The organism is Paenibacillus sp. G34 (assembly GCF_056856875.1).
Window position 1 is genome coordinate 1,216,298 of record NZ_CM166469.1, and the last position, 13,890, is coordinate 1,230,187.

The 13,890-nt window shown below is 46.0% G+C and carries 12 protein-coding genes; 11 read left to right on the forward strand and 1 reads right to left on the reverse strand.

Going from position 1 to position 13,890, the window contains the following annotated elements; translation table 11 throughout:
- The first annotated feature begins 177 nt into the window (after positions 1-177).
- The 5 genes from AC1VYS_RS05395 (at position 178) to AC1VYS_RS05415 (ending at position 6,600) form a co-directional block, all read left to right on the forward strand.
- A complete protein-coding gene (locus tag AC1VYS_RS05395) occupies positions 178-1,998 on the forward strand; it encodes an ABC transporter ATP-binding protein (RefSeq protein ID WP_482913339.1) in 1,821 nt (606 codons plus the stop codon).
- The gene (locus AC1VYS_RS05400) at positions 1,979-3,820 is read left to right on the forward strand and encodes an ABC transporter ATP-binding protein (protein ID WP_482913340.1); all 1,842 of its coding nucleotides are present in this window, start codon (positions 1,979-1,981) and stop codon (positions 3,818-3,820) included. The genes AC1VYS_RS05395 and AC1VYS_RS05400 overlap by 20 nt, the downstream gene beginning before the upstream one ends.
- Before the next feature lie 356 nt (positions 3,821-4,176).
- Positions 4,177-4,599, forward strand: a complete 423-nt coding sequence (locus tag AC1VYS_RS05405) for a MarR family winged helix-turn-helix transcriptional regulator (RefSeq protein WP_482913341.1) — start codon at positions 4,177-4,179, stop codon at positions 4,597-4,599.
- A 206-nt stretch (positions 4,600-4,805) separates the two neighbouring features.
- Positions 4,806-6,167: an MATE family efflux transporter gene (locus tag AC1VYS_RS05410; RefSeq protein ID WP_482913342.1), complete on the forward strand. Its 1,362-nt coding sequence runs from the start codon at positions 4,806-4,808 to the stop codon at positions 6,165-6,167.
- 118 nt (positions 6,168-6,285) lie between these two features.
- The gene (locus tag AC1VYS_RS05415) at positions 6,286-6,600 is read left to right on the forward strand and encodes a hypothetical protein (RefSeq protein WP_482913343.1); all 315 of its coding nucleotides are present in this window, start codon (positions 6,286-6,288) and stop codon (positions 6,598-6,600) included.
- A gap of 176 nt (positions 6,601-6,776) precedes the next feature.
- Here the strand turns inward: AC1VYS_RS05415 and AC1VYS_RS05420 are convergent, their stop codons facing one another.
- Positions 6,777-8,399, reverse strand: a complete 1,623-nt coding sequence (locus AC1VYS_RS05420; RefSeq protein ID WP_482913344.1) for a bifunctional metallophosphatase/5'-nucleotidase — start codon at positions 8,397-8,399, stop codon at positions 6,777-6,779.
- Positions 8,400-8,675: 276 nt separating this feature from the next.
- On the opposite strand from AC1VYS_RS05420, the gene AC1VYS_RS05425 reads away from it, so the two are divergent.
- From AC1VYS_RS05425 to AC1VYS_RS05450, 6 genes are all read left to right on the forward strand, one after another.
- Positions 8,676-9,662, forward strand: a complete 987-nt coding sequence (locus tag AC1VYS_RS05425; RefSeq protein ID WP_482913345.1) for a phosphate/phosphite/phosphonate ABC transporter substrate-binding protein — start codon at positions 8,676-8,678, stop codon at positions 9,660-9,662.
- Between the two features lie 233 nt (positions 9,663-9,895).
- Positions 9,896-10,693 carry a phosphonate ABC transporter ATP-binding protein gene (gene phnC, locus AC1VYS_RS05430; protein WP_090917664.1) on the forward strand — a complete coding sequence of 266 codons (798 nt, stop codon included), beginning with the start codon at positions 9,896-9,898 and terminating at the stop codon, positions 10,691-10,693.
- Positions 10,690-11,547, forward strand: a complete 858-nt coding sequence (phnE, locus tag AC1VYS_RS05435) for a phosphonate ABC transporter, permease protein PhnE (protein WP_482913346.1) — start codon at positions 10,690-10,692, stop codon at positions 11,545-11,547. Before phnC ends, phnE (AC1VYS_RS05435) begins: the two co-directional genes overlap by 4 nt.
- Positions 11,544-12,356, forward strand: a complete 813-nt coding sequence (gene phnE / locus AC1VYS_RS05440) for a phosphonate ABC transporter, permease protein PhnE (protein ID WP_090917666.1) — start codon at positions 11,544-11,546, stop codon at positions 12,354-12,356. Before phnE (AC1VYS_RS05435) ends, phnE (AC1VYS_RS05440) begins: the two co-directional genes overlap by 4 nt.
- 283 nt (positions 12,357-12,639) lie before the next feature.
- Complete coding sequence (locus tag AC1VYS_RS05445; RefSeq protein ID WP_482913347.1) at positions 12,640-13,047, forward strand: hypothetical protein; 408 nt, start codon at positions 12,640-12,642, stop codon at positions 13,045-13,047.
- A 262-nt stretch (positions 13,048-13,309) separates the two neighbouring features.
- The gene (locus AC1VYS_RS05450) at positions 13,310-13,570 is read left to right on the forward strand and encodes a hypothetical protein (protein WP_482913348.1); all 261 of its coding nucleotides are present in this window, start codon (positions 13,310-13,312) and stop codon (positions 13,568-13,570) included.
- Positions 13,571-13,890: the final 320 nt, after the last annotated feature.

Below are 13,890 nucleotides of genomic sequence, written 5' to 3' on the forward strand. Positions count from 1 at the left end.
AAAATTTGAGGTTAATACTAAGAATGAGAAGAACATAACGATGTGCAGATGGAAAATGCGATATAATAGTCGTATTGGTTACGTGAAATTTTACATAGCTTTAAGAAAAGAGAATAACGGAGCTGATGGTGTGAATTGGATGCAGGATCGCCAGTAATGTGCTTCGGGGCCGGAGGAATGGGAATGCTCAAGCTGTTTGTTCACTTGAAAAAGTACCGGGTCGCCGCCATTGCAGCATTGGTTATGATGCTGATTGAATTAACGGTGGAGCTGGCTCAGCCTTATCTGATCTCCAAAATCATTGATAATGGTATTCAGCAGGGAGATCTGGGTGTCGTTTGGATGTGGGGTGGTGTACTGGTTGGTAGTGCAGTTATCGCGTTCGCGGCCGGGATTGCAAGTTCATTTTTTGCTTCCCATGCGAGTCTTGGGTTTGGGTACGATCTGAGAGAGAAGTTGTATGACAAGATGCAAACGTTTTCCTATGCTGTGTTCAACCGTTTTGCGACATCATCGCTCATCACCCGGTTAACCGGGGATGTGACCCAGGTGCAGGATACCATCTTCATGAGTCTTCGCTTCATGACCCGTGTTCCGCTGGTGGTGATCGGGAGCATGATCATGGCGATCGTAGTGAGTCCGCGATTGGGATGGCTACTTGTTGTCATGATGCCGGTGCTGCTTGTCGTTGTAATTTGGATGCTAAAAAAAGCGGCGCTGCTATTCCGCAATGTGCAGCGCAGACTGGATGCCGTGAACGGTGTCATCCAGGAGAATCTGACAGGCATCCGGCTGATCCGTGTTTTTGTACGGATGGGCCACGAGATTGAACGCTTTGCCAGCTTCAGCGGCAAGCTGATGAAAGGCACGATCTCTGCGCTGCGCCTGACGGAGACAACGATGCCATTCATGTTACTGATGATGAACGGTTGTATTATCGCCGTGCTTTGGTTTGGACGGAAGGATATCGTATCAGGTTCGGCAACCGTAGGTGAAGTTGTTGCAGTCATTAATTATCTGCTACGTACCATTGGAGCATTATCGATGTTATCGTGGATTCTAGTCACCTTTTCACGGGCTAGCGCTTCAGCACAGCGTCTGAATGAAGTGTTTGAAACCGAGGATACGTCAGAGACGGAGCGTACGGGTCAGCGGGAACAGGCCGGACACACGGATACCCAAAATACATTGAATCCTTTGCATAGTTCTGGTTCCATACAGCATAAGCAGGAGCAACGCACCGTACAAGGTACAGTCGAGTTCCGCAGTGTAGGATTCAGTTATCCCAACAGCGAGATTAAAGTGCTGGAAAATATTACGTTCTCGGCAAAAGCAGGTGAGCGGATTGCGATTATGGGAGCTACCGGATCAGGAAAATCCTCTCTGGTGCAACTCATTCCACGCCTGTATACGGAAGAACATGGCGAGGTGCGTATTGATGCTACAGATGCATCCGAACTGGATCTGCCGACCCTTCGTAAAGCCATTGGTTATGTTCCTCAGGAAGTCGTACTGTTCACGGGTTCTGTGCGTGAAAACATTGCTTGGGGACGAGAAGATGCCACGATGGAAGAGATTGTGGAAGCGGCCAAGCGGGCTCAGATCCATGAGACCATTGAGCAGTTGCCGAACGGATATGATACGTTGCTCGGTCAGAGGGGGGTTAACCTTTCGGGCGGACAAAAGCAGCGCCTCTCCATTGCGAGAGCTTTGGTACGTCGTCCAAGCATACTTATTCTGGATGACAGCACAAGTGCGCTCGATGTAGCTACTGAAGGCAGGCTTCTAGATGCACTTGAAGATCTCTCCTGCACAACGTTTCTGATTACACAGAAGATCAGTTCAACCACTTCCGCCGACCTGATTCTGCTCCTGGATGATGGACGACTGATTGGACAGGGAAAACACGAAGACTTGATGGAGTCGTCGGAGTTATACCGCCGAATTCATGAATCACAATATGGGGAGGGCGCACAGTATGTTCAAAGCATTCATTGAGCCTTTCCGTCAGCCACGGCCTGTTCTCGATTCGGAGTCACTCCGTTCAGGGAGCCAACGGAAGCCGAAAGTAAGAGCCAAAAACTGGTCAGGCACACTTGGTCGGATCTGGAGTTACCTCTCACGCCGTAAAATCAAGCTTTCACTTGTGTTACTGATGGTATTTGCCAGCTCTGGGCTGGCTCTACTTGGGCCTTATATGGTGGGCGTGGCCGTTGACCAATTCATTGCCGAAGAAGCGACCAGTTCAAGCTGGACTTGGTTTCTGCTCGGACTGGTGGCGGTGTATGTGCTCTTTTCGCTCACATCCTGGCTGCAGAATATTTGGATGATTGAGATTGCTCAGGAGACAGTATTCCGTATGCGTTATGATCTGTTTGCTCATCTGCATAAGCTGCCGATTCCGTTCTTTGGCAAGCGCCAGCAAGGTGAGATTATGAGCCGGGTCACCAACGATATCGAGAACGTAAGCAGTACGCTGAACAGCTCGGCGATTCAGATTTTTTCGAGTGTGTTAACGTTAATTGGCACATTAGGTGTGATGTTGTGGCTCAGCCCGTTGCTCACGTTGCTCACCTTTATTGTTGTACCTCTAATGGCTGTGGGGATGCGCTGGATAACGCGCAGAACGGGACCGCTTTTCAAAGAGCGGCAGCGCAATCTGGGGGAACTCAATGGTTATATTGAGGAAACGTTATCCGGGCAGCGGATCATTAAGGCATTTTCTCAGGAAGAACGGGTTATTCGCGGCTTTGAGGAGCGTAATATGCGAATCCGCATTTCCGCATTCTGGGCTCAGACGATTTCAGGTTTTATTCCAAAACTGATGAACGGACTCAACAACCTGAGCTTTGCAATCGTAGCGGGGATTGGCGGTATTTTGGCGATACAGGGCTCCGTTACGGTAGGGGTCATCATTATTTTTGTAGAGTATGCGCGCCAATTCACACGTCCGTTGAACGATCTGGCGAATCAGTGGAACACGCTGTTGTCTGCGATCGCTGGGGCAGAGCGGGTGTTCGAGGTGCTGGATGAGGATGAGGAATCCAAGGATGAAGGGGCTGCAATTGCCTTGGATAACATTCAGGGCAACGTTCGGTTCGATAAGGTGTCCTTTGGATATGATGAGGGTCGTAATATTCTACGCGATATCAGTTTTGAAGCGAAGCCGGGCGAGATGATTGCGCTGGTCGGTCCAACAGGAGCAGGCAAAACAACGCTGATTCAGCTCTTATCCCGCTTTTATGACCCGACAAGTGGAACGATTACGGTGGATGGGCACAAGATGACAACCATTCGGCGGGAAAACCTGCGGTCGCACATGGCGTTTGTATTGCAGGATTCATTTTTGTTCCAGGGAACGATTCGTGAAAATATCCGGTTCGGACGTCTAGATGCAACCGATGAAGAAGTGGAGATTGCCTCCAAGCTGGCGAATGCACATTCCTTTATTATGCGAATGAAGAACGGGTATGACCGGGTGCTTCAAGCGGATGGGAGCGGCATTAGCCAAGGACAAAAGCAATTGCTTGCTATTGCCCGGGCAATCCTGGCTGATCCGTCCATTCTGGTCTTGGACGAGGCAACCAGCAGTATTGATACGGTAACCGAGATCAAAATTCAGGAGGGGCTGGAACGTCTGATGCATGGCCGCACCAGCTTTGTCATTGCACACAGGCTGAACACGATTCGTCAGGCCGACCGGATTTTGGTACTTAAGGATGGGAAACTACTGGAGCAGGGTTCGCATGATGAATTGCTGAAACAGGGTGGATTTTATAGTGATTTATATAACAGCCAGCTGCGGAAAAAGGCGCAATAGAGTGTAGGTGGCATGAAGCAAGCTTGAAACAAGCAGGAGAGTCTTGGAAAGTGAGAGAAACACTTCCTTCCGGTATACACACGGTAATCCTGACTCAGGCTAGCGATGTAACAGCAGAAGGATTGGAGCCCACAAGGAGCTTCAGTCCTTTTTTGATATGTTGGATATGCAAGTGAAGAAATATCGATTCTTGACAGAGAGGAAGTCACAATTGTATATTTAGTTCATGAATAGTTAGATATCTAACATTTAGAGATTTATTCTTTTCGAGTAAGTAATTTAGTAAGTGAGTCAGAAAGTAAGAGAACAGTGATGAAACAGATTAGAGAAGAACAAGAACAGGAGGGAGAGAATTCATGCGCAAAAATACGCCTTATTCGGATCTGTTCCAGACAATCGGTATTAAGATCAAACGCAAAGCGGATGATCAGGTCAATGAACTGGGGTTGAACGCTCAACAAGGAAGAGTTATTGGATATATCTATGAGCATCAGGAAGGAGGATTAATACAGAAAAATCTGGCGGATGTCTTCAACCGCAGGGATGCAACGATTACAAGCATGTTAAAAGGATTGGAGAAGAACGGTTATATCGTACGAAAAATTCCCGCTGACAATGAACGGCAAAAGAATCTGTACGTGCTGCCGAAGGGCGAGCAAGTGATTCAGGATATAGAGCGGATGTTTGCCGCCGTGGAGAACGAGATTGTGAAAAGTTTGACGGATGAAGAGCAGGCAACATTGATGCGTTTGCTGACCAAGGTTAATCAGAATTTATAAGTTTGATTACGGTAACTGGGGATGTATAGAGCAGATGAACTGCTCTTGGATTAAAACTTAGATTTCGAACTATTAGTGTTCTAATAATCGTGTGAATATATCAAGCCTTAATTTTCCTTGCAGAATATTATGAACTTAGATTCGTGTTTTTTTAAGCGAATACTTAGAAATCTAATTGTTTAATAGTTAAGAAGGTGGAAGTTAACATGAAAGAAAAACATTCAAATTCCTATTATCTGGACAAAGCGCCTGTCCTCAAGTCGATTATGCATCTGTCCATTCCGATGATGCTTGGTATGTCAGCGGGAACGTTATACAACCTTATTAACGCGTTTTTTATCGGTCTGGTTCATGATACGGGCATGTTTAGCGCTATTACGCTGGGACTGCCGATCTTTACGGTATTAATGGCTTTTGGCAATATGTTCGGGGTGGGCGGTGGAACATTCATTACACGCTTAGCGGCAACGGGAGAGCGGGAAAAGGCGAAACGAGTCGCAGGATATTCCTTTTACTCGAGCTTGGGCATTGGTTTGCTGATTGCCCTGATCTCCTGGTTGTTCATCTCACCTATTGTTCGGGGACTGGGAGCCGATCAAGCTGTATATGAGTACACAAGCCAGTATGCGATTACACTTCTGGGCGGAGGAGCTATCGTTATACTTAATTTTGCGCTGGAACAGCTCGTTCGGTCGGAGGGTGCTTCGAAAGAATCCATGATCGGCATGTTTATTAGCATCGCAGCCAGCATTATTCTGGATGTGCTATTGATTCTAGTATTGAATTGGCATGTGATTGGAGCTGCATTATCCATTGTATTAGCCAATGGGTGTTCTGCGGCCTATTATGTTTGGTTTTTGTCCCGTCGCAGCGAGAATTTGAGAGGGTTTCTGGGACATTGGAAGCTCCAGGTCAAAGACCAGATGGAAGTATTCAAAATCGGAGTTTCCGAGTTGCTACAAACCTCTTTTCTAATCGTATCTACGCTGTTACTGAACCATTACGCCATGATCTATGGAGAAAGCGTAGTCGCGGGATTCGGTATTGCTTTACGGGTTGTACAGCTTCCCGAGTTTCTTGCAATGGGGATCTTTATGGGGATTATCCCACTGGTGGCGCACAGTTTCGCGAGTCAGAAGTTTGGTCGTTTAAAAGCTACGTATAAACAGGCCTCGCTGTATATCATCGGTATTGGTGTTCTTTTTATAGGCATTGTATATATGTTCAAAGAACCTGTAATTCGCTTTTTCTCTTCGGATGCATCCGTACTGGAGGCGGGAAGTTCAATTCTGGTGGCGATGTTGATCTCTGCGCTGTTCACTGGATTAACAGGATTGTTTACAGGCATTTTCAAAGCGGCAGGAGAAGGCATCCCGACCAATGTTATGGCAATATGCCAGGGTACACTGTTTATTCCAGTCATCATTATTTTTCATCAATCTTTTGGCCTTACAGGCATCATCTGGTCTATGACAGTAACAGAGATCATTACAAGTGCGCTGGGACTTATCCTGTTCGCTTACCACTACAGACGCATAAATAGAATGCACAAACAGATTGCTGTTTGAAAGGAGATATACATGGATAAATACTAATTAATTAATGGAAAAGTATACCATGACGTAGTAGGAACAGGTGGATATACTGAAATGAGTTTAATGTTTACAAGGAGGTTGTTCGTCTGTTTTGAAAAATCCGAAACTTGCAAATTGGCTTATATTCTTCAATGTTATTTATGGATTAACTCTTGTAGCCTATCCGTATGTACTGATGATGAGTTTGTTTTTTTATGCCTATCGGGAGTCTGGTGACCATCCACTGTTAGATACGACAGCAGCAATCCTTATGGCTACGTATCCCATGGGTGTATTATTTTCCTTCGTATGCTGGGCGTTCTATCATTCGGGCAAAAGCAAGTGGGCTGTCGCAACTGCGAATTTGTTTCTGGTCTGGGTGATCGCTTTTCTCATTGTACTGCTTCTCTCGGATTCCTTGTTTTAATAGAGTTAAGTTATCCTAACCGTGAATCCATAGTTTCACAACAAAAGTACACAATCCTAAAATGTATACATCGTTAAAAGAAAGTTCCTCAAAAGGTAAAAGGACGAAACCGGATAACCCGGCTCCGTCCTTTTTTCATGTACTCTTTCCTTTGGCATTTTCGCTCAGTCGAAACTTCAGTTGGTCACCTTCCAGTTATGCACTTCCCGAACTTGTAACGGCTGGTGCCTGCGAATGAAATCTTCCACGAGTGCAGCCATGTCCGTGGCTCCTTCGTGGAGTACCTTTTTGCCCGGATACATGGCATAATCTCCACCACCTGCCGCGCGGTAACTGTTCATTACGACGGAGTATGTACCATCCATCTCCAGCGGTTTTCCATCCCGTTCCAGCTTCACGACACGACTGCCTACAGGCTGGGAAATGTTAAGTTCATAATCGATGCCTGCCCACATGTCGTAGTTGTAGTGTTGAGGCTTGGGCTGCATATACGCCGGGTTAACGACTACTTTGCCGGAAGTGTCCAGTTCGAAATAACGTGCCGTCTGCTCCAAAGCCTCCCGAATATCCTTGCCGCTCAGTTCGAGCACAGTCAGGGTATTGGGGTAAATGAAGTTGGACAACACATCACGCACCGTAATCTGGTGGCCGAAACCACGAGCTTCTTCGCTAAGCATCGCCGTATTGGAAAGCTGGGCTCCTGTTGCTTCCATCTGCACCTGATGTACAAAATCAATAAAAGGATGCGCACGCAGCCGTAGCTGTGTGGCACTGGATATCGATAAATCCCCGTCCCCCGCTACTTCGCCTATCGGCTGATCCAGCCACGTTTGTGCCGAAGCTTCCAGCTCATTAGTGAGCTTCATTACTACAGGATCAGGCTTTAGATCAGGGTATTCCTCTAGTAACAACAACTTCGCTTGTTTATCCGTTACCACCCACTTACCCGTGTCTGGCGATTGCTGAAGTTGCACAGACACTTGACCTAGTCCACTGCCATTAAACCCTGGCTGAATCACGGTTACCCCATTGATTTCGCCAGTCAATTGGCGATGCTGATGACCCGTCAGTAGCACGTCAATGCCATCAATCTCTCGGCAGATTTCGTACGCCTGATTCTCTCCGGTCAAGCGCTCTGCAGGTTCTCCCGTGTCCAGATCACATTCAAATCCCCCATGATAACTGACCACCAGCACATCGGGTTGCTCATATTCCCGTATATACTTCACCCACGTACGAATCGTATCCAGTGCATCCATGAAATGAAGTCCTTCAATATGTTTCGGATGCTCCCAGTTAGGGATGTAATGGGTGGTTGCACCGAGCAAGGCGATTTTTACACCAGTCGAGAGCGTCTTGATCAGATACGGTTCGCCAAAAGCCGGAATACCTGCTCTTTCAGGGGCAAGCGGAAGTTCTGCAATATTGGCAGACAGCCAAGGAAAGCAGGAACCTTCCACCGCACCGCGCAGCAATTCCTGACCATAGTTAAACTCATGATTACCCATGACCGCCGCATCATATCCCAGCTCATTTAAGACGTGAATAAAAGGATGAGTGTGCGCTTTGGAGCCATGAGAAGCTGCATAAGAAGCCAGAGGAGAGCCTTGCAGCAAGTCTCCGTTATCGATTAACAGTAATTCAGGCGACCGTTCACGTTCCTGCCGAATCAGGGAAGCCAGCAAAGCAAGACCGGCATGACGATATGCGTTGGTATTGTAATGGATAGGGCGAATTGCTCCGTGAAGGTCACTTGTGAACAAGATATCGAAGTTTGTCGTAGGGGGAATGCGTGTCATTTTACAATCTCCTCTAATATATAAGTTTAGATATATGGCATAAACCGTAGAAAGAAGCAGAAGAACAAGCCTGAATAACGGACGTTAACCCTTAATCCTGGCGTATTTCCTCTTAATTCATCGACCATAATGAGCCTATTTTAACAGAAGAATGTCACGTTGACAGCCTGCCAGGAAACTTTACAAAACTCCAAATTTCGTTTCACATCACGCAAATATTTGCCAATTATAGTAGACAAGTATTGAAAATCAGAAAAACTTTTGGAGGGTGTTCGATTGAAGAAGTCTGCTTTATTTTTACCATTGTTGATTTTGGTACTGTTCCTGAGTGCATGTGGGTCTAATGCTACGTCCAATTCGTCAAACGGCGCTGAAGCCAATTCAAGCGCGTCCGGCACATCAACCGAAACAGCAGAGAAAGACAAAACCGCTGAAGGTTATGTACCTACGGAACTGACGGTGCAATTCGTTCCTTCCCAGAATGCAGACACCCTTGAAGCAAAAGCAAAACCGCTGGAAAAATTGCTTGGAGACAAGCTGGGTATTCCGGTAAAAGTCAGCGTATCTACAGACTACAACACGATTATTGAAGCGATGGCTTCCAAAAAAGTAGATGTAGGATTCCTGCCTCCGACGGCTTATGTACTTGCGAAAGAAAAAGGAGCAGCACAAGTCATTTTGCAAGCTCAACGTTTCGGTGTGAATGATGAGACTGGCGCTCCGACAGAGCAACTGGCAGATTCGTATAAATCGATGATTATTGTAAAAAAAGACTCCCCGATCCAATCGGTTGAGGATCTGAAAGGGAAGAAAATGGCTTACCAGAACGTAACGTCTTCCGCTGGTTATGTATGGCCTGCAGCCTTGTTGCTGGATCGCGGCATTGATCCGCTCAAAGATGTACAGCCTGTAACCGTTAAAGGCCATGACCAAGCTGTTCTTGCCGTATTGAACGGTGACGTAGACGCAGCTGCTATTTTCCAGGATGCCCGTAACACGGTTTCCAAAGACTATCCGAATGTGTTCAAAGACACACGTGTCCTTGCTTTCACTGAGCCTATTCCTAACGATACGATCGCCGTTCGTACCGACATGAACGCAGATTGGACAGCGAAGATCAAACAAGCCTTCATCGATATCGGTAAAGATACAGAAGGCCACCAGATCATCAAAGAAATCTACACGCACGAAGGTTATGTGGAGTCCGATGACAGCAAGTTCGATATCGTTCGCCAGTATAACGAGAAAGTGAAAACCGAGTAGTTTTTCGTTCCAACAAGCCATTCGTGACTTTGCACAGTGAACAGGCCAGTTCAGCGTAATTGACGCTGTTCTGGCTTGTGCCGTTATTATAAGTTTCTGCTAGGGAACAGCGGAAACGATATAAGTTGAACTTTTTGATTTACACATTATTCTGTCATCGAAGTGCCTGTGTAAATCATCCTTTAGTTCAACTTATATCGATAAATATTATGGATGAAAGAAGGATTAACGCGATGATTGAGCTTCACAACGTGACCAAAACGTATGCAAACGGCACGAAAGGCCTCAATAACATAAATTTGAAATTTAAGCAGGGAGAATTCATCGCGGTGGTCGGTTTGTCTGGTGCAGGCAAATCCACATTGCTGCGGTCGATCAACCGGCTGCATGATATTAGTGAAGGTGAAATTTTGATTAACGGCAGCTCCATCACCAAGGCGCAAGGCAAACGCCTGCGTCTGATCCGCCGCGATATCGGCATGATCTTCCAGAGCTTCAATCTGGTGAAACGATCCAGCGTGTTGCGCAATGTACTGGCTGGTCGGGTGGGGTACCATTCCACACTTCGTACCATTTTGGGTCGTTTTCCGAAAGAGGATGTAGAATTGGCCTTTGATGCATTGGATCGGGTGAATATCTCGGAGAAGGCTTACTCTCGTGCAGATCAGTTGTCTGGTGGACAACAGCAGCGTGTGGCGATTGCCCGTGTACTCGCTCAGGAAGCAAAAATTATTTTGGCCGATGAACCGGTGGCTTCACTCGATCCGCTGACAACGAAACAGGTCATGGATGACCTTAAACGGATTAATCAGGATCTCGGCATTACAACGATTGTTAATTTGCACTTTATTGATCTGGCGAGAGAGTATGCGACACGTATTGTTGGTTTGCGGGCAGGCGAGGTTGTATTTGACGGTCCGGTGGAAGAAGCAACGGATGAGCGTTTTGCTGAAATTTACGGTAGACCGATTTTGGCGGATGAGTTGTTGGACAAGCAGGCTGTGCATGAGCAGGGAGAAGTGCTGGTATGAAAGGACAATCCAACGTTTCACTTGAACAGGAAGGGCGCCCAGGTGCAGGCAAGGAACCTGGCTCAAGCCCGAAGCAGATCGTGAATCGCCCCAAACCACCGGGGAAGACCAAACATCTACTGACGCTAGTCATCATTGTGCTACTCTTGTGGGCGAGCGCCAAGCAGACGGATGCGAGCTTTGCAGAACTGTTCACGGGTGGCCCGGAGATGTGGAAGCTGCTGAAAGAGATGTTTCCGCCGCGCTGGAGTTATTTTGACAATATCGTACAGGGCATGCTGGAGACGATCCGTATGGCTTTGCTCGGGACAACCATCGGTGCAATCATTGCTATTCCTATTTCCATCATCTGTGCAGGTAATTTGGCGCCGAGCCGCTGGATCTATTATCCGGCACGTTTTCTATTAAATCTGATTCGTACGGTTCCTGACTTGCTACTGGCAGCGTTGTTCGTTGCTGTATTTGGACTGGGGCCGGTTCCGGGTATTCTCGCGCTGGCTGTATTCTCGGTTGGACTAATCGCCAAGCTCACGTATGAAACGCTGGAGACGATTGACAAAGGGCCGCTTGAAGCGATGACCGCTGTGGGCATGAATCGAATTCAGCTTATTGTGTATGGTGTCGTGCCGCAACTGGCAGCCCAGTTCACGTCTTATGTACTGTATGCCTTCGAAATTAACGTACGTGCCGCCGCGATCCTTGGACTGGTTGGAGCGGGTGGTATCGGACTTTATTATGAAGCGACACTTGGATTCCTGGAGTATGACAAGACGAATACCATTATTATTTTCACACTTGCCATCGTTCTGATTATCGACTATGTGAGCACTAAGCTGCGGGAGAAATTGTTATGATGAAAAATGAAGCGAGCCGTATTCGGCCAAGACCCAAACCACGGAAAAATCCGCTCCGCTGGCTTATCATTCTATTGTTAATTCTGGTCTATGCGTGGGCGCTTGCGGGTGTACCTTTTACCGGATTCAAGGAAACCGCCGGACAGATCATGAAAGCTATTATTGCGGGTATTTTCTCGCCCGACTGGAATTTCGTTTATTTGCCTGAAGGCGAGGATTTGCTGCGCGGACTGCTGGATACTCTGGCGATTTCTGTGTTAGGTACTGTGATCTCTGCTGTGCTCTGTATCCCGTTTGCTTTCTGGTCTGCCCGGAACATGAGTGGGCATCGGGCGATCTCGGGTGCGGGTAAAATGATGCTTAGTTTCATCCGTACGTTTCCCGAGATTATTATGGCTCTCTTGTTCATCAAGGCTGTAGGTCCAGGATCATTCGCTGGGGTGTTAGCCCTTGGACTTCACTCGATCGGGATGCTGGGTAAACTGTACGCGGATGAGGTTGAAAATATTGACTACGGCCCGTCCGAAGCGTTACTGGCTTCCGGAGCGACCCGACTGCAACAACTCTGGTTTGCCATCTTGCCGCAGGTTATTCCAGGATTCCTAAACTATACATTGTATCGGTTTGAAATTAATGTCCGTTCTGCGACGATCCTCGGTGTAATCGGCGCAGGTGGTATCGGTACACCGCTGATCTTTGCACTCAGCACACGTAACTGGCCGCGTGTCGGTATTATTCTGCTCGGCATTATCGTGATGATCACGATCATTGATCTGATCTCGGGATATATTCGGAAGAAGCTGGTGTAGAGGGAATTATACTTTCTTGTCTGTATGGAGAAGGCATAGAGAATGAAATGCTTTAATTCATAACAATCATTAGGAGCATCTTGTGCATTCGCATGAGATGCTTTTAGGCCGTTGTTTTCAAATGAATATGAATATGATGAGTTATTACTGAATCTTATTAAAATCCTAATCTGATCTATACGAAATTTATTAGAATATTAACTTATTTGGAATAAATGTTAAAAATGTATTCTTAATATGATAGTGTATAGTTATACATTGGATAATGTAATGGAGGGATTTTATGAAGAAACATAATAACATGTTATGGACATCTATATTTATGTTTATCGTTGCCATATCTCTTGTTGGTTGCTCAGACATGCAAACAAAAATGAACCTCAGCGGAGAGAGTGAGCATTGGAGTGGAGAATTAGATACCACAGTCACAAAGAGAGCAGGGGAAAACGGTGAATATATCATCTCTTATAAAAGAGATAATCTGGAAGATGTGAAATGGTCGAAAATAAACATCAATGATGGAAAAATGATCAGACAGGAAGACGGATTAACTTCAAAATCGATACATTTTCCTATCATAATCTCAGAAGGCTCCATGGTTAGCACTGAAGACGACCAAACGGTTGTGATTGAATGGAAAGACACAAATGGTAAAAAGCATCAAGAGGATATGATTTTAAAAGCGAAGTAAAAGAGAAGATTCGAAAATTTATGTTACATTATACTGGATAAGCTTTGTACGGGTCGAAATTGAAAATAGAGAGCACGGCCATATTGAAGGGAATCGAAGGGGAATAAAGTAAATCGAAGGGGGGAAAGAGGAGTGAAAAGTCATTTGTAGGTGAAGATGGCCGCTGGACAAGTTGGAACGTACATAATGATGTTGGTCATGAGATTTGAAACGTTAATTGATTCTTAAAGAAATAAGCCTTTTGTGAGGAGGTAACGATTCTATGGAAACATTTTATGTGATATGGACCGTGTTTATGGTGCTAATCTTGCTGTATCGAATGATCTTTCAGAAGTTTAAAAAACATAACCGGGAAAATATCGGGCTCAGTGCGATTCTCATTATTTTTACGGGGAGCAGCTATTCTCTCACGCAGATGAATTTCATATTGGTCATTGGTATCTTGGCCTTAGCAGCTTACAGTGCAGTGTGGAATAGTATTCTTTTTGTAAGAAAAGGTTATGAGAATCCGCGTCTAAGATGATTCTCGGAGCAGATGCGCTAACGATCACCAGGAGCCTTATTTAGCCTAAAAAGGCCTCATTGAAATTCTAACGATCCGTACGGACGCTATTTGTTTCATTTAACCCGATGTTTGCCTCAAAACACTGAAAAATAGCTAAATAGCGTTGCTGGTGATCGTTAGAATGTATAAACCTGCAAAAATGACCAAATAAGCTCTCTCATGATCGTTAGCGCTGAGGGGGTAGAGAGTTCAAGAGTTTATTGGTACGCCAGGAATAATACCATAATACAACCACGATAAAACTATTATACAAACACAATAAAACCGGAATAAAACCG